At 70.4% G+C, this 19971-nt stretch carries 19 protein-coding genes; all 19 read right to left on the bottom strand.

Translation table 11 applies throughout. From position 1 onward, the window contains the following. Window positions 1–7 precede the first annotated feature (7 nt). Entirely contained in the window at window positions 8–2275 is a 2268-nt protein-coding gene (locus OTERR_RS08855; RefSeq protein WP_187775203.1) for a TonB-dependent receptor plug domain-containing protein, read from the bottom strand. Between the two features lie 303 nt (window positions 2276–2578). Next, on the bottom strand, window positions 2579–2974 hold the full coding sequence (locus OTERR_RS08850; RefSeq protein ID WP_149425519.1) for a hypothetical protein: 396 nt from the start codon (window positions 2972–2974) through the stop codon (window positions 2579–2581). A gap of 21 nt (window positions 2975–2995) precedes the next feature. Continuing rightward, entirely contained in the window at window positions 2996–6127 is a 3132-nt protein-coding gene (locus OTERR_RS08845; protein WP_149425518.1) for an efflux RND transporter permease subunit, read from the bottom strand. 3 nt (window positions 6128–6130) lie between these two features. Next, window positions 6131–7330, bottom strand: a complete 1200-nt coding sequence (locus OTERR_RS08840) for an efflux RND transporter periplasmic adaptor subunit (RefSeq protein ID WP_149425517.1) — start codon at window positions 7328–7330, stop codon at window positions 6131–6133. After that, window positions 7327–7977, bottom strand: a complete 651-nt coding sequence (locus OTERR_RS08835) for a hypothetical protein (protein WP_149425516.1) — start codon at window positions 7975–7977, stop codon at window positions 7327–7329. The genes OTERR_RS08840 and OTERR_RS08835 overlap by 4 nt, the downstream gene beginning before the upstream one ends. Continuing rightward, complete coding sequence (locus OTERR_RS08830; RefSeq protein WP_187775202.1) at window positions 7974–9413, bottom strand: TolC family protein; 1440 nt, start codon at window positions 9411–9413, stop codon at window positions 7974–7976. The genes OTERR_RS08835 and OTERR_RS08830 overlap by 4 nt, the downstream gene beginning before the upstream one ends. 229 nt (window positions 9414–9642) lie before the next feature. Next, window positions 9643–10140: a hypothetical protein gene (locus OTERR_RS08825; protein ID WP_054620806.1), complete on the bottom strand. Its 498-nt coding sequence runs from the start codon at window positions 10138–10140 to the stop codon at window positions 9643–9645. 232 nt (window positions 10141–10372) lie between these two features. Then, the gene (locus tag OTERR_RS08820) at window positions 10373–11029 is read right to left on the bottom strand and encodes a methyltransferase family protein (RefSeq protein ID WP_149425514.1); all 657 of its coding nucleotides are present in this window, start codon (window positions 11027–11029) and stop codon (window positions 10373–10375) included. A gap of 11 nt (window positions 11030–11040) precedes the next feature. Further along, a complete protein-coding gene (locus tag OTERR_RS08815; protein ID WP_342780097.1) occupies window positions 11041–11673 on the bottom strand; it encodes an O-acetyl-ADP-ribose deacetylase in 633 nt (210 codons plus the stop codon). Further along, window positions 11673–11945 (bottom strand): hypothetical protein, encoded by a 273-nt coding sequence (locus OTERR_RS08810; RefSeq protein WP_149425513.1) that lies wholly within the window; start codon window positions 11943–11945, stop codon window positions 11673–11675. The genes OTERR_RS08815 and OTERR_RS08810 overlap by 1 nt, the downstream gene beginning before the upstream one ends. 22 nt (window positions 11946–11967) lie before the next feature. Then, complete coding sequence (locus OTERR_RS08805) at window positions 11968–12201, bottom strand: DUF2789 domain-containing protein (protein WP_149425512.1); 234 nt, start codon at window positions 12199–12201, stop codon at window positions 11968–11970. 132 nt (window positions 12202–12333) lie between these two features. After that, a complete protein-coding gene (locus tag OTERR_RS08800) occupies window positions 12334–12657 on the bottom strand; it encodes a DUF805 domain-containing protein (RefSeq protein ID WP_054620810.1) in 324 nt (107 codons plus the stop codon). Window positions 12658–13059: 402 nt separating this feature from the next. Then, window positions 13060–13794 carry an ABC transporter ATP-binding protein gene (locus OTERR_RS08795; protein ID WP_054620811.1) on the bottom strand — a complete coding sequence of 245 codons (735 nt, stop codon included), beginning with the start codon at window positions 13792–13794 and terminating at the stop codon, window positions 13060–13062. Continuing rightward, on the bottom strand, window positions 13791–15044 hold the full coding sequence (locus OTERR_RS08790; protein ID WP_149425511.1) for an ABC transporter permease: 1254 nt from the start codon (window positions 15042–15044) through the stop codon (window positions 13791–13793). The genes OTERR_RS08795 and OTERR_RS08790 overlap by 4 nt, the downstream gene beginning before the upstream one ends. Before the next feature lie 32 nt (window positions 15045–15076). Further along, entirely contained in the window at window positions 15077–16336 is a 1260-nt protein-coding gene (locus tag OTERR_RS08785) for an efflux RND transporter periplasmic adaptor subunit (protein WP_149425510.1), read from the bottom strand. A gap of 49 nt (window positions 16337–16385) precedes the next feature. Beyond that, a complete protein-coding gene (gene bioD, locus OTERR_RS08780) occupies window positions 16386–17081 on the bottom strand; it encodes a dethiobiotin synthase (RefSeq protein WP_149425509.1) in 696 nt (231 codons plus the stop codon). 54 nt (window positions 17082–17135) lie between these two features. Further along, entirely contained in the window at window positions 17136–17978 is an 843-nt protein-coding gene (bioC, locus tag OTERR_RS08775; RefSeq protein WP_149425508.1) for a malonyl-ACP O-methyltransferase BioC, read from the bottom strand. Then, a complete protein-coding gene (locus tag OTERR_RS08770) occupies window positions 17975–18799 on the bottom strand; it encodes an alpha/beta fold hydrolase (protein WP_054620815.1) in 825 nt (274 codons plus the stop codon). Before OTERR_RS08770 ends, bioC begins: the two co-directional genes overlap by 4 nt. Further along, window positions 18796–19968, bottom strand: a complete 1173-nt coding sequence (gene bioF, locus OTERR_RS08765; protein ID WP_149425507.1) for an 8-amino-7-oxononanoate synthase — start codon at window positions 19966–19968, stop codon at window positions 18796–18798. The genes OTERR_RS08770 and bioF overlap by 4 nt, the downstream gene beginning before the upstream one ends. Window positions 19969–19971 lie beyond the last annotated feature (3 nt).

The raw sequence follows: 19971 nt of genomic DNA, 5'->3' as shown, positions 1-19971 counted from the left end.
TCCCTCGTCAGAGCTTGATCTCCAGCCGGGCCGAGAACACCCGGTAGGTGCGGGCGCTGCTCTGCACCGACTGTTCGCCGGTGCCGGTCAGGTAGGCGCTACCGGTGGCGTAGTCGGCGTGCAGCAGGTTGGCGGCGGAAAAGCGGACGCGGGTATCCCGGTCCACCTGCCACAGGGCGTACACGTCGTACACCCGCTTCAGCTGCTGGGTATAGCTCTGGGTGTTGCTCTGCTGCACGGTGAAGGCCGGGGTCCAGTTGAGGTTGCCGCCCACGGTCAGGGGCAGGCTGCGCAGGGGGTAGTCGGCGCCCAGGTTGGCGGTGTAGCCGGGCTGCTGGTCGAGCCGGTTGTTGGGGCCGTCGATGCCGTCCACCTTGGACCAGAAGCGGCTGACGTTGGCCCGGATGTCCAGGGGCGGGGCGCCGGCCATCAGTTCGGCGAGGCGGAACTTGGCGTCCAGCTCGATGCCCCGGGTGACGGCGCTGCCGATGTTCTGGGGCGTGGTCACCCAGCGCTGGCTCGGCGACCAGCTGACGCTTTGCAACGAGGTGACGTTGCGGATCAGGTTGTCGATGTTGCGCTGGAACAGGCTGGCGCTGAGGATGCCCCCTTCCGCCAGATAGTGCTCGTAGGCCAGGTCCAGGCCCCAGGCCAGTTCCGGCTTGAGGTTGGGGTTGCCGGCGCTGTCCGGCTTGTCCACCGTGTTCGACACGCTGGTGGAATAGGTGCTGGACAGGGTGGGGCGGGGCACCAACTGGCCGAGGGTGGGGGACTTGTAGCTGCGGGTCAGGCCCAGGCGAATCTGGTCCTTGCTCTCCTCGGTGAAGCGCCAGACGCTGTGGAAGAGGGGGCTGGCCACGCTGCTGTCGTTGCTAGCCGAGCCGGAGGCCCAGTCGCTGCGGGTGCGGATCGTCTCCCAGCGCAGACCGCCATAAACCGACCACAGGGGCGAGATTTCCCACTCGTCCTGGCCGAAGGCCGCCAGGCGGGTGGTACTGGCCTCCAGGTCGCTGCCGAACTGGGCCAGTTGCAGGGCGCCGTCCTGGAGGGTGGTGGCGGTCTCCTTGCGCTGGCCCCGCTCCAGCTCCCAGCCCATCGCCAGGCTGTGGCCCCGGGCCACCGGGTTGGACAGCTTGCCGGCGGTACTGAAGGTGGTGTCGCGGATGCGGGTGTTGCTCCTGCTGGTGTGGGCCAGGGCGCCGCCGCCGTCGTACTCGCGGCGGTCGGTGGTGCTGTCGCTGCTGGCCAGGCCGGCGCTGAAGCGGATGTCGAGGCGCGAGCCGCCTTCCAGGCGGTGCTTCCAGTTGCCCATCACCCGCAGCAGGGTGTTCTCGTTCTCGGTGCGCCACTGGGCGGTGCTGTAGGGCGCGACGCCGACGGTCTCGGTGAGCTGGCTGTCCCCGGTGGTGACGCCCCGGTTGACGGCGAGGAAGGGGTTGAGGGTCAGGCTGTCGCCGCCATCGAGCTTCCAGTTGAGGCGCGACGACAGGTGCAGACCGTCGCTGACCGTGTTGCTGCGGCTCTGTTCGTCACGTTGCAGGGTGGCCAGGCCGGTGCCCAGGTCCCGGGCGCTGGTGGTGGTGTCCACCTGGCTGGCCTGGTTGCGGTGCATGACGTTGGCGTTGAGGTTGTAGCCGAAGCTGCCGTCGCTGTCGCTGCGCTGCAATGAGACGAAGGATTGCAGCCGGCCGTTCTCCAGGCTGGCCGAGGGGCGGAAGTCGTTCTGCTTACGGGCGAAATCCTCGCGCAGAACGATGTTGATGGTGCCGGCGATGGCCCGGGTGCTGTGCTCGGCCACCGGCGCCCGCATCACCTCGATCCGCTCCACCTGGTCGGGCGGAATGCTGTCCAGGGAAAAGCCCCGGGGGGCCGGCTCGCCGTTGAGCAGGATCTGGGTATAGCCGTTGCCCAGGCCGCGCATGCGGATGTCGCCGCCACGGCCCGGCGTGCCGGAAATGGTGACGCTGGGCAGGCGCTTGAGCACGTCGCCCAGGGAGGTGTCGCCGTAGCGGTCCAGTTCCTCCCGGCCGAACACCATCTTGGCGGCGGTGGAATAGCGGCGCTGCTCGGTGTCGTCCAGGCGGTTGGCCGAGACCACCACCTCGTTCAGGGTGCGGTTGTCCTTGCCGGGTGCCGCCCGTTTTTCCGCCGGAACGTTATCGGCCGCTTCAGCCACCTCGGCGGCAGCGGCGCCCAGGGGAAAAGTGGAGAGGGTGGACAGGGCCAGGGAAAGCAGACGAGGCAGGGGCAGGGGAGGACGTGACAGCGCCAGCATGACGGGACTCTCGCAGAAAAGGGGAAGGGTCCGCGGGATGCGGACCGGATCTGGGTCTTTTGCGTGCTGGGTGGCTGAAGGGGCTTGAGCGAGCCTGGCTGCCTGGCGGGCGCGAGTATACGGGCAGCCTATGGGTAGGGTTGTTTCAGGTTGTAAGGCGACTTTCGATGCGAATCCGCTCCTTGCGCCCGGCAAGGGGCGAAAGACGCATTGTGAAGCCGATGGCATGGCTGCACGCATTGCTCAAATCCTGGCGGGGGCGTTCGCGCTGCCCCGGGCGGCTCAACCGCCCGGGGCCAGGCCTTACTTGATGGCGAAGCGCACCGTGGTCGGAGCCTGGCCGGGCAGGGTTACCACCGCCACGGCAGTGGCCGGGGCCTTGAAGTCGCCCTTGGCGGCGAGCTTGTTGTCACCGGCCGGGGCCAGCAGGGCCTCGCTCTTCTTGCCGCCGGCCAGCCAGGTGAGCTTGCCGGTGGCGCCCTGGGCGGCAATGGGCTGGCCGTGCTGGGTCAGGTAGACGGTGACGCCGCCCTCGGCCACGGTCAGCTCGGCCTGGAAGATGCCGGCCTCGGCGAACACGCCGCCGTACTGGGGCTGGCCGTGGGCCTCATGGGCCAGGGCCGGGGTGGCGAGGCCTGCGCCCAGGGCCAGGCCCAGGGCGAGGGTGGAAGCACGCAGGAAGTTGGTGAGGGTTTTCATGGGTCTCTCCGGAAAGGACGGTCAAAAGGTTTCGTCGCTGCTGTCGGCCAGCAGGCGTTCGAGGGGCGCCCGGCCGTAGCGGGCGAAGAGCAGGGGGGTGACGAAGCTGTCGAGCAAGGTCGAGGAGATCAACCCGGCGAAGATCACCACCGCCACCGGGTGAAGGATCTCGGTGCCCGGCTGGTGGGCCTCGAACAGCAGGGGCGCCAGGGCGAAGGCCGCCACCAGGGCGGTCATCAACACCGGGGTGAGGCGCTCCAGGGAACCGCGCAGGATCATGGCCGGGCCGAAGGTCTCGCCCTCGAAGCGGCACAGGTTCACGTAGTGGCTGACCTTGAGGATGCCGTTGCGGGTGGCGATGCCGGCCAGGGTGATGAAGCCGATCAGGGTGGCGATCGACAGGGGTTGGCCCGACAGCCACAGGCCGGCCACGCTGCCCACCAGGGCCAGGGGCACGTTGGCGATGATGAGTAACGCCAGGGCCGTGGAGCGGTAGCGCGAGTAGAGCACCACGAAGATCAGGGCCAGGGACACCAGGGATAGGCCGGCGATAAGGCGGCTGGCTTCCTCCTGGGCCTTGAACTGGCCGTCCAGGGTGAAAAAGTAGCCCTCGGGCAGGGGCGTGGCGTCGAGCACCCGGCGGATGTCCTCCACCACCGCGGACAGGGCCCGGCCCTGGGCGTTGGCGGAGAGCACGATGCGCCGCCGGCCGTTGTCGCGGCTGATCTGGTTGGGGCCGTCGCCGTCCTCGATGCTGGCCAGCCGGGCCAGGGGCACCCGGCCCCCGGGGGTCTCGATCAACAGGTTGGACAGCCCCTCGACGCTGCGCGCCGACTCGGGCAGGCGCAGCACCAGGGCGAAGCGGCGGTTGTCCTCGATCACCTGGCTGATCTTCTCGCCGTCGGTGAGGGTCTGCAGCTGGGCCAGCAGTACCGCCGGGGAGACGCCGTACTGGCTGGCCCGGTCGTAGTCGATGCGCACCTTGATCTGGGGCGCCAGCACCTGCTTCTCGATCTCCAGGTCGGCAATGCCGGGGATGGCCGCCAGCTTGTCGCGCAGCCGGGCCGCCTCGCCGCGTAGCACGTCCAGGTCGTCGCCGACGATGCGCAGGGCGATCTGGGCGCGCACCCCGGAGAGCATGTGGTCGATGCGGTGGGAGATGGGCTGGCCCAGGCTTACCGCCGCCGGCAGTACCGCCAGCTTGTCGCGGATCGCCGCCGATACCTGGCGGGTGTCGGCGTCCGGGGCCAGCTTCACGTCCAGTTCCGAGACGTGGACGCCCTCGGCGTGCTCGTCCAGCTCGGCCCGGCCGGAGCGGCGTCCGACGTGCTCGATGCCGGGCAGGCCGCGCACCAGGTCCTCGGCCTGGCGGGCGATGCGAACCGATTCGGTCAGGGTGGTGCCCGGGTTGAGGCGCACCCCCACCAGCAACGACCCCTCGTTGAAGGGCGGCAGGAAGGTGGTGGGGAAGAAGGGCACCGAGGCCGCCGCCAGCAGCACCGCCGCTGCCGTGCCGGCCAGCACCGCCTTGGGCGCATCCAGCACCCGGGTGAGCAGGCGGGCGTAGTGGCGCTTCAACCAGACCACCAGCCGGGTGTCGTCGTGGCCGGCGCCGGCACTCTGTTCGGCTACCTTGGGCAGCAGCCAGGCCGACAGCACCGGGGTGACGGTGATCGACACCGCCAGGCTGGCCAGGATCGAGGTCAGGTAGGCCGCGCCGAGGGGCACGAACAGCCGCCCTTCCAGCCCGGGCAGGGCGAACAGGGGGACGAACACCAGGACGATGATGAAGGTGGCGTAGAGGATGGCCGAGCGCACCTCCAGGGTGGCGTCGAGCACCACCTTGCCCACCGCCTGGGGCGCGGCGCTGACCCGGTTGAGCTTGAGCCGGCGCAGCACGTTCTCGACCCCCACCACCGCGTCGTCCACCAGTTCGCCGATGGCGATGGCCAGGCCCCCCAGGGTCATGGTGTTGATCGACAGCCCGAAGGCCTGGAAGACCAGGGCGGTGACCAGCAGCGACAGGGGGATGGCCGCCAGGGAAATGACCGTGGTGCGCCAGTTGCCGAGGAACAGGAAGAGAATCGCGGCGACGAACACCCCGGCCGCCAGCAGTTTGGTCTTGAGGTTGCCGATGGACGACTCGATGAAGTCGGCCTGGCGGAAGGTTACCTGGGGCGCGGCCATGCCCGGGGGCAGCGACTTGCCCAACTCCGTCAGCGCCGCCTCGATCCGCCCGGTGAGGGCGATGGTGTCGGCGGCGGGCTGCTTCTGCACCGCCAGGATCACCGCCGGCTGGCCGTTGAAGCCCGCGTCGCCGCGGCGGATGGCCGGGGCGAAGCCGACGCTGGCGATCTGTTCGAGCAGGATCGGCTGACCGTTGCGGGCGGTCAGGGCCAGGCGCTTCAGGTCCTCCAGGCGCTTGGTACGGCCCAGGTGGCGGATCAGGTATTCCCGCCCGTTCAGCTCCAGGAAGCCGCCGCTGGTATTGGCGGCAAAGCCGCGCAGGGCGGTTTCCACCTGGTCCAGGGTGATGCCCAGGGCGGCCATGCGCGCCGAATCCGGTTGCACCTGGAACTGGCGCACCTCGCCGCCGATGGGGATCACCTGGGCCACCCCGGGGAGGGTCAGCAGCCGCGGGCGCAGCACCCAGTCGGCGTACTCGCGCACCGCCATGGCGCTGATCTTGGCTTCATCCACCGGCAGGGCGATCAGCATCACCTCGCCCATGATCGACGACACCGGCCCCATGCGCGACACCACCCCGGCGGGCAACTGCTCCTGCACCAGGGACAGGCGCTCGTTGACCATCTGCCGGGCCCGGTAGATGTCGCCGCCGCCCGCCCCACCCATGTCCCAGTCGAACTGGACATAGACGAAGGACAGGCCGGCGGAGGACACGGAACGCACCGCGCTCACCCCGGGCATGCCGTTCATGGCGGTTTCCAGGGGGAAGGTGATGAGGGTTTCCACTTCCTCCGGGGCCATGCCGCCGGCCTCGGTCATGAGGGTGACGGTGGGCTTGTTGAGGTCGGGAAAGACGTCCACCGGGGTGCGGCTGGCGACGAAGGCGCCGTAGAGCATCAGGGCGCCGGCGGTGGCCAGCACCAGCAGGCGGTTGGCCAGGCTCTTGTGTACAAGGGTGGCAAACATGGGTCACCTCACCTGGTTGAGCAGGGTCGCCCCCTGCACCACCACCCGCTCGCCGGCCGCGACGCCGTCGGTGAGGGTCACCCGGGCACCGTCCAGGGGGACGAAGCGCACCGGCCGGGGCACGAAGCGCTCGGCGCCGGTCTTCACCCACACCACGTCCTGGTTGGCCGGGTTCTTGACCAGGGCGGCGGCGGGCACCGGGGCGCCGGTCACCGTGTCCCGGGTCTGGGCCAGCACGGTCACCGTCTGGCCCAGGGCCAGGACGGGGGCCGTCCCCGTTTCCGGGCCGGCGTCGACGCGAAATTGCAGGGGCACTGCCTGCTCGCGCAGGGCGCGGCCGGCACCGACGAAGCGCAGCGCCAGGGATTCCCCCGGGGCCGGACTGGCACTGGCGGTGGCGATGCGCGCCGCCAGGCGCGGGTCGAAGGTCAGGGCCTCGATGCGCAGCCCGGCCGGATCGACGATCTCGAACAGGGTCTCCCGGGCGTCCACCACCTGGCCGGCGATGGCGTTGGCGGTGGCCACCACCCCGGCCACCGGGGCGCGCAACTCCTCGTGGTAGCGCAGGCTGCCGGACAGGGTGGCGAGCCGGTCCTTGAGACTTTGCACCTCGGCCTCGGCCTGCTCGATGTCCTTGCGCGCCACGGTGGCTTCCAGGGACTGGAGGCGGGCCAGGCGCTTTTCCGCCACCTTCAGTTGGGCACGGAAGTCCGCCGCCTGGGCGGCCTGGTTGCCCAGTTCCAGGGCCGAGGCCGAGGGGTGGATGGCGGCCAGCAGCTGGCCGCGCCGCACCTTCTCGCCCAAGGCGGGCAGGCCGCCGGCGGGAGGCTCGATGCGCCCGGCAATCATGGCCTGAACCCGGCCGCCGGTGCTGGGGTCGAGCACCACCCGGCCGGGCAGTTCCACGCTCTGGGGTTGGGCCGAGGGCTGGGCCACCACCGTGCGCAGGCCGAGTTGGCGCTGGGACGGCTTGGGCAGAAAGACGCTGCCGTCGGGCAGGCGCTGGGGCGCGTCGCCGCGCACCGCCGGGGGCGGGGCGTCGTCATGGCCTTCATGGGCCTGGGTGGTCACTGGCAGCAGGGCGGCCAGGGCGAGGGCCAGCAGGGCGGCCAGGGGCGCGGCCGCGCCCCTGGCGCGGCGCCGCCGTGACAAGGGGGCCGGCAGGCGGGACAGGTGCGGCCGGTGGGGCAGGAATCGGGTCATGAGCTTCTCCCGGAAGCGGCTGGGCGGCGGCGCAGGCGCCGCACGGCGAGGATGAGGGCGGCAACAGCGGCTGCGATGGCGGCGGCGATGGCAATCCCGCTGCCCAGGCGGGCGGGCCAGGATACGGGGGCGGCGCCGGGCAGGGCGCCCGTTGCCACGGTGAAGTCGGCGGCGAGCAGGTCGGCCTCGTCGCCAGCGCTCACCGTCAGGGTCAAGGCCCGGCTGCCGGGGGCGGCCAGGCTTTGGGCGAAGGCGGCGGGCAGGGTGTAGCTGCCGTCGGAGCGTGCTTCGGCCTGGGCCTTGAGGGGGGCGGTGCCTTCGCCGCTGGCCTCAACCTCGATGCTGGCGTTGGCTACCGGTTCGCCGCTGGCCCAGCGGTCGAGCCACAGGGTCAGCTGGGGGGCGCCGTGGCCGTCCGGCGTGGGCTGCAGGCGGCCGACGATTTCGAACAGGTCGGAGTGGGCCTCGAAGGACGGCGCGGCGGCCGAGGCGCTGGCCGCCGCCGGGGCATCGTGCCCGGGGCCAGACAGGGCGGGCATCGGCGCGAGGGCCAGGCTGAGCGCAAGGAGGGGCGCGGCTCTCCAGGCGGCCTGCCTGGAGAGCAAGGACTGGCGCGGTGTTCCAGAGGGGGGGATTGCGGTGTTCATGGCAGGAGTCCCAAGGATTGGTTGCGCCGGGCGATGGCCCGGGCGGCCTCGATGCGGGCCCGAGCAGCGGCCAGCTCGGCGTCGAAACGGTCGAATTCGATGCGCAGCCGTTGCGGCAGGTCGATGTTGCCGAGCTGAAAGGCCCGGGCGTATTCGCGTTGGGTTTCGGCGGCCAGGACCAGGCGCTGCTCGGCCCGGGCCAGGGCGATGGCGGATTGCTCCACCTCCCGGGCGCTGGCGTCCTGCTCGGCGGCGAGCCGGGCCCGCTCCACCGGCAGGGTGGCTTCGGCCTCGGTCAATTCGGCGCTGGCGGCGGCGATGCGCGGCCGGTTGCGGGCGTCGGTGGCGAGGGGGATGCGTACTGCCACGGTGGCCGAGCTTTCCCAGGGCCCGTCGAAGCTGCCGCGGTCGCGGCGCATGCCCACCGCCAGCTCCGGGTAGTCGCGCACGTTGCCCCGGGCCACGGCCAGGCGCGCGCGGGCCGCCTCGATGGCTCGGGCCAGCGGAGCGAGCAGGGGGTGGGCGGTTTCAGCGGCGCTGAGCGGGGTGTCGAAGGCCGGGCCGTCATCCACCGGGATGCTCGCCGGGCGAGGGCGCGCAGTGGATGCGTCGGATGCACCGGCCGCCAGGGGCCGGATCGGGGTGGACAGCGCGCCCGGTGGGCTGACGGATTGGCCGGTACTGGCGAGGCTGGCCGGCGCCATTGCCGGGAGGGCGGCCAGGGATTCCCGGGCCGCCGCCTCGTCGGGCAGGGTCGCCAGACCGGTCAGGGCGGTGAAGGCGCGGCGCGCCCGATGGGCCCGGGCCTCGCTCTCGGCCTGGACCGCCAGGGCGGCCTGCTCGGCGCCCTGGGCCTGGTTGAGGTCCATGCGCGCCAGTTCACCGGCGGCGACGCGGCGGCGCACGTCCTCGCTGAGGCGGGCCGCATCGTCGGCGCGGCGGTTGGCGACGATCCGCTCGTTTTCGGCCAGGCGGGCCTGCCAGTAGGCTTCGCGCACCTCGCCGGCGAGCCGCCAGCGGGCCTGGCCGACCAGGGCCTCGAAGGCGCCCTGTTCCGATTCGACCAGGGCCAGGGTGCGGGACTGGTAGCCGGGCAGCCACAGGGGCAGGGCCACGGCCACGTCCCATTCGGAAACCCCGGTGTTGCGGTTGAGGCGGTCGTTGCGGTTACTCGCCGACAGGGCGGGCGCCTCGGGCAGCAGGCTGCCGGCCGCGCCCCGGCGGGCGGCGAACTCGTCGAGCCGGGCGGTGAGCGCCCGGGCCGCGGGTTGTCGTTGCCAGGCGGCGTCGACGGCCGCCGCCAGGCCCGGCGCCGCAGGCGGAGCGGTTGAAACGGTTTGGGCCTGGGCATGGGAAACGCCGCCGCCCAGGGCGATCACGGCGATCTTGGCGAGGGCAATTCCCCGGCAGACCCGGGGTGAAACAATCCAGCACATCGGATTCTCCAGCATGAATACAAGGGGAGAGGGTCCGGCGGGGAACGGGGAATTTTGCTCGGGTTGCCTTCTGAGGTCCGGCCACGGGGCGTTACCCACGCCTGATCAGGCAACTGGGCAAGGCAACGGGGCGGGGGAGGGAAGGTCGGCTGCGCACGGCAGCATGCGAGGACAGCGGGGCTGTCCCAACCGGATCAGAGCGAGGAGATTCGCGTCGTGGTCCCGCCGGTTAGACGGCGGGGGCCCAATTGGGCCGTTCCGGTCCCGACGGGACGACGGAAAGAAGCGGCGGCGCCGCCTGGGCCGGGGGCATGGCGCCGGTGGCGAAGGCGGGCAGGAGGGGGGGCAGAAGCACCAGACTGAGGCAGCTCAGGTGGCAGGTGCCGCAGTCGCCGTCGAAGCCACTGGTATTGGCAGTGGCGCCATCGTCCGCTGCGGCCTGGCTCGCGGCCTGGTCTGCGGCCGCCTCATGGTGGCCGGCGTGATGGCCGTGACCCATCTTGCCTTCGTGGGGGCAGGACAAGGCGGCCATCAGATCGGCCTCGGCCTGCGCCGCCTGCATGGTCTGCATCTCAGTGACGTCGTGACCCTGATGCTGGTGGGCGTGATGGCCGGTGTGCTGCTGGGCGGAATTCGCCGTTTCATGCTGGCACAGGCTCCCCACGGCGGCCCAGACGGACTGCAGCGGAAAGATCACCAGCAGGAAGATGACGAAAAGACGGCGCATGAGGCGAAGGATAGCGGAGGGGCGGCAGGGCTTCAACCTGGGCATGCCGCGCGAGGGCAGGCCCTATCCCCAGTTTCTGTGGGCGGAGCTGTGGATAAGGAGAAAAAGTCCTGGCCCGTCAGGGATATGACGATGCGCCTGAAAAATAGGCCGATAAGCCAGGCGGCTGCGAGGTGGCCTTGGGCCGCGATGTGTTGGCCGTAGCACGGGCGTCGCCTCGAACGGCAGTTCTTCAGGTGCGGGGTGGCGTGGCCAGCAAGGCGGCTACTTCATCGCGGCTCAGGTGCTTCCAGGGCAGGGGCACCAGGCCGGGTACCCGTTGCCGGTAGCGGCGGTAAATGTCGCCGTGATAAATGAGCAGCTTCCGCTCCTCCAGCCGGGAGCCAACGACGAAGTAGAGGGTGGCGAGCAGTGCGGTGAGCAGCATCCCGGCATCCATCGGGCGGGTCCAGATCAGCACCAGGGCCAGGGCGTACCAGGGGTGGCGCACCCAGCGGTGCAGCGGTGAAAGCTGGAAGTGCTCCTGGTCCTCCGCCTGGCGGACATGGCCACGCCATTGGCGCAGGCCGATGAATTCCTCGCCATCGTAGTAGCGCAGCGACCAGATGAAGCCGGCCAGGGCGGCCAGCGCCAGGCCGTTGGCCAGCCAGGCAGCGTAGCCCTGCCAGCGCCACAGGCTGGGCCAGTCGCTGCCATAGAGCAGGCCGAGGGGCGCAAGCAGGAACAGGACGGCGAGCAGGTTGAAGCCGAGACGGTAGGCCGGCATGGCCGCCGGCCAGCGCCGGGCGACCGCGTGCTTGATGGGCAGCGAGGCAAGCAGGGAGTGCAGCGCGAAGTAGCCGAGCCAGGCCAGGGCGAGCAGGGCGAGACGGAAAACAAGGTCGGGCATGGGCCTGGACGTCAGAAGCGGTGATGACGGAGAAAGATAGCGCCATCGGCCGGGGAGAAAAACACCAGGCGAACTTCCGCCATGCCGGGCAGGGTTGCCAGGACTGCGGTCAGGGTGGTGGATACCACCTGGGCCGCCTCGCTTGGCGGGTAGCCGTACACCCCGGTGGAAATGGCGGGAAAGGCCAGGCTGGTGAGGGCGTTATCCGCCGCCAGCTGCAGGGAATTGCGGTAGCAGTTGGCAAGCAGTTCGGCCTCGCGGCCGCCGTGTTGGCCGTAGACCGGGCCAACGGTGTGGATGACGTAGCGGGCCGGCAGGTCGCCGGCGGTGGTGAGCACCGCTTCGCCGGTGGGCAGCCCCTCGGGCCAGCGGCTGGCACGGATCGCCCGGCAGGCGTCGAGGATGGCCGGGCCACCGGCGCGGTGGATCGCACCGTCCACACCGCCGCCGCCGAGCAGGCTGGCATTGGCCGCATTGACCAGGGCGTCCACCGCGTGGCGGGTCAGGTCGCCGACGTGGATGCTGACGCGGCCGTCGAGGAAGGTGGCGAGGGGCGATGAGGCGGGCATGGTCGCAGTGTCGAAGAACCAGAGGCGCAGGGGCGCAGAGGTTGCTGAATTGCGGATCGGGGACGGGTGACCCATCACACCATCTTCATCAGCCAGGTGGCGAGGCAGTATTGGGCGAGCACCACGCTGACGCACATGACGAGCAGGAGAAGCAGGCGGAGTTCGGCCCAGCTCTCTTCCACGCTGCGATTGAAGAGTATCGCCAGAAGTTCGGGCAGGGCCAGGTAGCCCAGCGAGCGGACCACGTCGTCGCTGTCGTCGAAGAGGAGGCGCAGGAAGCCCACGTAGATCGGCCAGTTGACGATCACGATGACCGCCAGCAAGACTGGATGTTCGGGAGGAAACATCGTGCTCGCGCTGCTCCGTGGATCAGCGGCTCAACAGCAGCGCCAGCGCATCCACCAGTTCGGCCCAGTCGGCGTCCTCGCTTAATTCCTCGCGCAGGAACTGGGCCTGGCTGGGGCTCCAGAACGGTGCATCGGCCAGGGCGACGCCATGGGGCAAGGGCCGGTGGGTGGCGATGAAGGCCTCGATGGCGGCGGGGTCGTCGGGCAGGCCCAGTTGGCGGAACAGGTCGCAGAGCTTGTGGATGGCGTTTTCCATGGCGGGTCCTCGGCTGTAGGTGGGTGGAATGGCGAGCGGCAGGAGCGGAAATGGCACCGGACCACGGGCGCCGGCCATTCCTTACAACCTAGCACGGCCAGCGACACCCGGGGCTGGCATCGGCGGGAAGGTTCAGGCCGCGCCGAAGCGGTTGGGCTCCTTACCCTCCTGAACACACCAGTAAATCATCACCACGGTGCCGATCACGGGGATCAGCCCGATCAGTTGCCACCATCCGCTGCGGTCGATGTCGTGCAGGCGGCGCGTGGCCACGGCGAGGCTGGGAAGCAGGAGGGCCAGGGAGACCAGGCTGCCCAGGTTCTCGTTGATGAGGTTGGCGACGATGCTGGCCAGGAGGAGGAAGAGGAGCCACCACCAGTATTCGGAACGGCTGGCACGGCCCTCAAAGTCCAGGTACTTGGCAAAACAGGTTTTGATCGCGTCGGTAAAGGTCATGGCGGCTCCTCAAGGTGGGCGTGGCATGTGTGATGCCAAGGGAATTAACGCCGGCAGCATACTGGTGGGGGCAGGTGACGTCCATGCCTATGTCCTGGAAGGTGGTTGGCGTTTAGCTGTTCATTGGCAGGTTATTTACTGGCTATGGGCGGGGCCGCTGTCCTGACTGCACGGGTTCCGGTGCCGGGCCGGTTGCCCACAATTTCTGTGGGCCAGTCTGTGGATAAAAGAAAAAAGCCCCGGCGCGTCAGGCATATGACGCACCGCCCGGAGAATGAGCAGGGGTGCGGGGTTTGCGGGTAGGTGGCTGGAGAGCCAATAGGGACGCGGGGTTTGCCGGTGGGCTCGTCAAACCCCGCGCCAGTCCTTGTTCTCCGAAAGGTATCCCAGACGCTTGTCGAATCAGACGGTGGTGAGGCGGCCGTCCACCAGTTCGATCACCCGGTCGCAGCGGGCGGCCAGGCGCGGGTCGTGGGTGACGATCAGGCAGGCGCTGCCTTGCTCCCGGTTGAAGCGGCGCATCAGGCTGAAGATGTCGTCGGCGGTCTTGGTATCCAGGTTGCCGGTGGGCTCGTCGGCGAGCAGCAGGCGCGGGTGGGTGGACAGGGCCCGGGCGATGGCCACCCGCTGTTGCATGCCGCCGGACAGTTCCCCGGGCTTCTTGTGTCCGGCCCCGGCCAGGCCCACGGCGGCGAGAAGTTCCTCGGCCCGGGCGGTGGCCTCGTCGGTGGCGATGCCCTGGTGGATGATGGCCGGCATCATCACGTTCTCCAGGGCGGAAAAGGCCGGCAGCAGGTGGTGGAACTGGAAGACGAAGCCGATGGCCCGCCCGCGCAGCCGGGTCAGGCCGGTGTCGTCGAGGGCGGTGGTTTCCTCCCCGGCGATGGCCAAGGTGCCCTGGGTGGGGGTCTCGAGCAGGCCGATCAGGTTGAGCAGGGTCGATTTGCCCGAGCCGGAAGGGCCGGTCAGGGCGACGAACTCGTGCTCGCCCAAGGTCAGGTCGATGCCGTGCAGCACCTCGGTTTCCACCGGCGTGCCGAGGCCGTAGGACTTGCGGATGCCGCGCAGCGCCAGGATCGGTGTGCCCGTGCTGGTGGGCGTAGGGGGGACGGTGGCAGCGGTCGTGTCGAGGGTCATACGCGGATCGCCTGGACCGGATCGAGGCGGGAGGCGCGCCGGGCCGGCAGGGCGGCGGCGGCCACGCCGATCACCGTGGCCAGCCCGCAGGCGCCCAAGGCCAGCATCGGGTCGAGTTCGGCCGAGAACAGCTGGGAGCCGTCCGGCGCCTTGTAGATGTGGGAAAACAGGTGCAGCAGGCCGAAAGCCAGGGCTGTTCCGGCCACCGAGCCTATGGCGCCGACGATGCCGCCCTGAAGCAGGAATACCGCCAGGATGCGGTTACGGCTGGTGCCCATGGCGCGCAAGATGCCGATCTCCTTCTGCTTTTGCACCACCGACACCACCAACACACTGGAGATGCCCAGGGCGACGATGAGGATGACGAAGGTGCGAATCAGGTTGTTGGAGACGCTCTGGTTGGTCAGCGCCGTGAGCAGACCGGAATTGGTCTGCATCCAGGATTCCACGGTCAAGTTGGTCTGGTTGCCGAGGCGGGCCGCCACCCGGTCGGCGATGAAGATGTCGGTGACGGTGAGGTCGATGTTGGACACCGAGCCGGGCAGGTCGAGTAGGGTCTGGGCGAGCTTGAGGGTGACGAACACCCAGCGCCGGTTCACGTCCCGGTTGCCCATGTCGAACAGGCCGGTGACGGTAAGGATCTCATCCCGGCCGTCGGCGGCCAGCACCCGCAGCTTGTCGCCCAGGCCCACCCCCAGGTCCTTGGCCAGGTCGATGCCGATCAGGGTGTTGGTGCCGGAAACGTCGAAACGCCCCTGGGTCATGTAGTTGTCCATCTTCACCACCCGGCGGTACTGCTCCGGCACCATGCCGATCAGGGCCACCGACTTGGTGGCGCCGCCGCGCAAAGCGAAAGCCGGGCCGGTGGCCACCGGCGAGACGGCCACCACGTCCGGGGTGGCCTCGGCCAGTCGGGCCAGGGATTCCCATTGGTCCAGGGGGCGCAGCCGTTGGGCACGGGGTTGCACCGTGGCGGCGATCGGCGCCTCCGGCGGCAGGGCGCGGCGGGTGAGGTCGTCCAGGGGCTTGATGACGATGTGGGCCTGGGAGCCGAGCACCTTGTCGATGATGGTGGCCTGGAGCTGGTTGATCAGCTGGGTGAGAAAGATCACCACTGCCACCCCGCCCGTGACCCCGGCCAGGATCAGGAAGGTCTGCATCCGCCCCTCGCGCAAAAAGCGCAGCGCCACCAGCCACTCGAAGGGTAGGTGGGGGGCGCTGGAGCGGGGCAGACGGAGAAAACGGAACATGGTGGGCGGGCAGTGCGGAAGGGGATCGCGGCTCAGCGGGACAGGCCGGGCACGTCGAAGTTGCGCTTGGTTTCCTCGTTCCGGGGCTTGCCGCGGACCCGTTCGCCGGGACCGGCGGGGGCCTGGGCGACGACCAGCGCATCGCCGGCGGCCACACCGCTGACGATCTCGCTGCTGCCCACCCCCTTCAGGCCGAGGACCACCGGCACTTTCACCGCCCGGCCGTCCTGGATCGCCAGGACCCAGGGCTGCTGCGTATCGGCGCCGCGCACGGCGTCGGAAGCCACCACCAGGGCATCGTCCTTGCGTCCGGTGACCATTTCCACCGAGACGGTCATGTCCGGACGGAGAAAGGCCGGGGGCTTGGGCACCACCAGGCGCACTTCCACGGTGCCCTTCTTCGGATCGATGGACGGGGCGACATAGATCACCTCGGCGTCGAAGCGCTCCCCCGGGTAGGCGTCGGCCACCCCGACGGCCTTGGCGCCGGGCGCCAGGTAGCGCAGGTTCTTCTCGTCCACGTCGGCGTAGATGCGGGTTTCGCCCTGATCGGCCAGGGTCAGCAGCACCTTGCCCGGCTGGGCGGTGGTGCCGGGTTCGACTGTGCGGGTGAGGACCCGGGCGGCCTGGGTAAGGGTGTCCGGGGCCGTCAGGCGCTGGTTGTCGAGGCGCGCCTGGGCGGCTTTGAGTGCCGCTTCGGCCTGGATCAGGCGGGCCTCGGCCAGGGCGCGCTCGGCGCCGCCTTTGGCGTTGCCCTCTGCCTGGGCCCGGGCCGAGAGCAGGGCTGCCCGGGCCGTGTCCCGGTTGCGCGCCGCGTCGTCGGCCTTGGAGCCGCTGTAGAAGCCCTGGGCCACCAGGGCCTCGCTGCGGACGTACTCGGCCTCCGCCACCCGCAGGTTGGCCTCGGCCTGGCGTACCGCCTGATCGGCCATGGGGCCCGCCACCCGGTCGAGCTGGGTGATCTTGGCCCGGGCCTCGACCAGGGCCGCCTTTGCCTGGACCTGGGCGGCCCGGGCTTCGTCGTCGCGCAGGGTGACGAGCAACTGGCCAGGCTTGACCAGATCCCCCTCGCGCACGGTGACGGTTTCCACGGTACCGGTGACCTGGGCACCGATCTCGATGCGGGTCGGCGTAGTGACCCGGCCGGTGGCCACTACCGACTGCACGATGGGCCCCCGGGCCACCGTCACCACCTCCACCGTCTTGGTGCGGGGCCACAGGACAAGGGCGATGACGGCCACGACCACAACGGCGATCAGCAGGCGCTGGCGGGTGAGTTTTAGGGCGGGCATGAACAAGGCGAAAGTGGTGTCGATCGGGCGGAGGTGGCGCTACTCGGGCTTAGCCGGGCAGGTGCAGGGTGCGGGCGATGTCATCCAGACAGCCGTCCCGGCCGGGACCCGGCGGAACGTGAGGAATCAAGCCGAGGCAGGGCAGATCGAAGTCATTATGCAAGTGTTCTTGCAGGTAGCGCACGTTGTCCTCCTGACGGGCCATGGCCGGATCGACGTGGTTGCCGATCCAGCCCGTCAGGCGGAGCCTCCGGGTGGCGATGGCCTCGGCGGTCAGCATTGCGTGGTTGAGGCAGCCCAGGCGCAGGCCCACCACCAGGATCACCGGCAGCGCCAGGGCCCGGGCCAGGTCGGCACCGTCGAGGGTGTCGGACAGGGGGGCGCGAAAACCGCCGACCCCTTCGACCAGCACCAGGTCGGCTTGGCTGGCGAGGCGCGCGTAGGCGGTGCCGATCAGCGCCAGATCCACCGGCCGCCCCTCGTCCCGGGCGGCGATGTGGGGCGACACCGGCGCCTGGTAGAGAAAGGGATTCACGTCCTCCCGGGCCGGCTGGAAGCTACCGGCGGCGAGGATCGCTTCCACGTCGTCGTTACGGCCGGCCGCATCCACCCCGGCGGCCACCGGCTTCATGCCCAGGGCGGTCAACCCCGCCAGCCGGGCGGCGCGCAGCAGCAGGGTGGTGGTGAAGGTCTTGCCGATCTCGGTGTCGGTGCCGGCGATGAAGAAGGAACGGGGAGCGGTCATGGCAAAGTGACGGTGGATAAGTCCATGCAGGTCGGGCGTTGGGGGCGGGGGCGTTCAGCTCCGGGCCAGGGCGTAGATGACCCGATAGCTCAGGGGCAGACCGGCCGGGGTGCGGAAGGGCTCGTAGGCCTCGGCCAGGCGGGCCAGCCCGGCGCGGCCCAGGGGGACGGTGCGGCGCCCGGGGCCGACCTGGTTGGCGCCCACGGCCTTGATGGCGGCGAGCAGGCTGCGCAGATCGGGGTAATGGACGGTGAGGGTCTCGCTATCCAGGCGCACCTCGGCAAAGCCGGCGTCGGCCAGGGTGGCGGTGAGCACGTTGGCATCGTCGAAGGCCAGCACGTGGCGGTGCCGGTCCACACAGGCAAAGGCCTGGGCCAGCTCGGCGAAGGTGCCGGGCCCCAGGGTGGCGATGGCCAGGGTGCCGCCGGGGCGCAGCAGGCGCCGGGCTTCACCCAGGGCGTGGGGCAGGTGGCACCACTGCAGGGCCAGGCTCGACCAGTACAGGCCCAGACTGGCATCGGCAAGGGGGAGGGCTTCCAGGTCGGCGCACAACGCTTGGGGGGCTGCGGCTTGCTTTCCGGGTAATTCGGAGACTCCGGACACTCCGGCCAGTACGGCCTGGGCGGCCTCGACCATGGCCGGGGCCAGGTCGGCGGCCACCAGGGGCGCGCGGGGAAACTGGCGGGCGAGCAGGGGGAGGGCGTAGCCGGTGCCGCAGCCGGCATCGAGCAGGGGGGCGCCGTGCGCCGCCAGGCAGGGCGTTACCGTGCTCAGGCGTGCCAGCAGGCCGGTCACGGCCTGGCGTTGCAGTTCGGCAGCCGCGTCGTAGGTGCGGGCTGCCCGATCGAAGGCGGCCCTGACCTGATGCTTGGTGGGGCGGGTGGGGACTGTACTCATCCGGCCTGGATGGGCGTGGTCGCTGCAGCCAGGGGCTGGGCGCTGCCGGTTGCCGCGAAGCGGGCCATGGCGGCGGCACAACCGGCCGGATCGTGCAGGAAGGGGGTGTGGGCGGCCTCCGGCAAGGTCAGCAACTCGGCACGGGGCAGGTGCTCGGCCAGCCACTGGCCGGCCTCATAGGGGATCAGGCCGTCCTTGGCGCCGTGGATGACCAGGGTGGGCTGGGTAATGGACGCCGCCAGGGAACGCAGGTCCAGCTCCCCCAGCCAGGCCAGGCCGGCGAGCAGGCCGGCTTTTTCAGGCAGAGGCTCCTGGGTGAGGGGCTTGATCAGCCGGTTGATGTCCCGGGCGCGGCTGTCACCCTGGTTGATCAGGGTGGCGAAGCGGGGCACCACGGCGGCGGGCAGGGCACGGATGCCGGTGGTGAAGGTAGCCAGCAGGGCTGGCGCCTGGCCGGCGACGAAGTCGTTACGCTTGACGAAGCTGGGGGTGGTTCCGAGCAGCACCAGCCGGGCGATGGGGCTGTCGGGTTGAATCGCCGCCAGCTGGGCGAGCATGCCGCCCAGGGACCAGCCGGCCAGGGTGCAGCCCGGCGGCAATTGCTCGGCCAGCTGCCGGGCCACGGTGGCGGCGTCCTCCCCTGAGTAGCGCGAGCCGCCATAGCCGGGCAGGTCTACGCACAGCAGGGGCAGGTCCGGCGCCAGGGCGGCGAGGTGGGGCAGCAGGCCGTCCCAGATGCGGCCATCCAGCCCCCAGCCGTGGAGCAGGGCGAGGGGCGGGCGGGCGGTTGCGGCGGGGGTGTTGAGGGGCGTGATGTTCATGGGGCGGGGGCAGCAACGGCGGCCAGGGCGGTGGTCAGGCGGTCCACGTCGTCCAGGGTATGGGCGGCGGACAGGGACACCCGCAACCGGGCGGAACCGGCGGGCACCGTGGGCGGGCGGATGGCAGGCACCCATAGGCCCTGGTCGAGCAGGCCCTGGGCCACGGCGAGGACGGCGTGGTTGTCGCCGACGACGATGGGCTGGATGGCGGTGTCGGAATGGAGCAGACGCCAGGGGGTGCCGGCCAGGCCAGCGCGCAGCCGGGCGATCAGGGCCTGCAGGTGGGCGCGGCGGGTGTCGCCGTCCGGGCTGGCCAGCGTGTCCAGGGAGGCGAGCAGGGCGCAAGCCACGGCGGGGCTGGCGGCGGTGGTGAAGATGTAGGGTCGGGCGGTCTGCAGTAGCCACTCGATCACCGATTCAGTACCGGCGACGAAGGCGCCGGAGACCCCGGCGGCCTTGCCCAGGGTGCCCATCAGCAGAATGCGCGGGGAGGCGGGCAGGCCCAGGTGGGCCAGGCTGCCCCGGCCCTGGGGGCCGAGCACGCCGAAGCCGTGGGCGTCATCCACCACCAGCCAGGCGTCGAAGCGCTCGGCCAGGGCGAACAGTTCGGTAAGCGGCGCCAGGTCCCCGTCCATGCTGAACACGGCATCGGTGAGGATCAGCTTCTTGCGGGCGGTGGAGTTTTCCAGCAGCCGCTCCAGGGTCGCCACGTCGTTGTGTGGGTAGCGCACATGGTCGGCCCGGGACAACTGCACCGCGTCGATCAGGGAGGCGTGGTTGAGTTTGTCGGCGAATACCGCGTCGCCACGGCCCACCAGGGAGGGAACGATGGCCAGGTTGGCCATGTAGCCGGTGGAAAAGGTCAGGGCCCGGGCAAAGCCGGTGAAGGCGGCGAGCCGCGCTTCGAGCTGCTGGAACGGTTCCAGGTGGCCGGACACCAGGTGGGAGGCGCCGGAGCCGGCACCCCAGTGGCGGGCGCCGTCGGCCAGGGCGGCGGCCACGGCGGGGTCGGCGGCCAGCCCCAGGTAGTCGTTGCTGCAAAAGGCCAGCAGGGGCCGGCCATCGACGATGGCGTGGGGGCCGGCGGGGGATTGCAGGGTGCGCCGGGTGCGCAACAGGCCCTGGTCGCGGCGCTTGGCCAGTTCGAGGTCGAGGTCGTCCCAGATCATGGT

Origin of the sequence: Oryzomicrobium terrae (assembly GCF_008274805.1) — a bacterium.
Taxonomy (GTDB): Bacteria; Pseudomonadota; Gammaproteobacteria; order Burkholderiales; family Rhodocyclaceae; genus Oryzomicrobium; species Oryzomicrobium terrae.
This window is presented reverse-complemented; position numbering and strand designations above follow the sequence as displayed.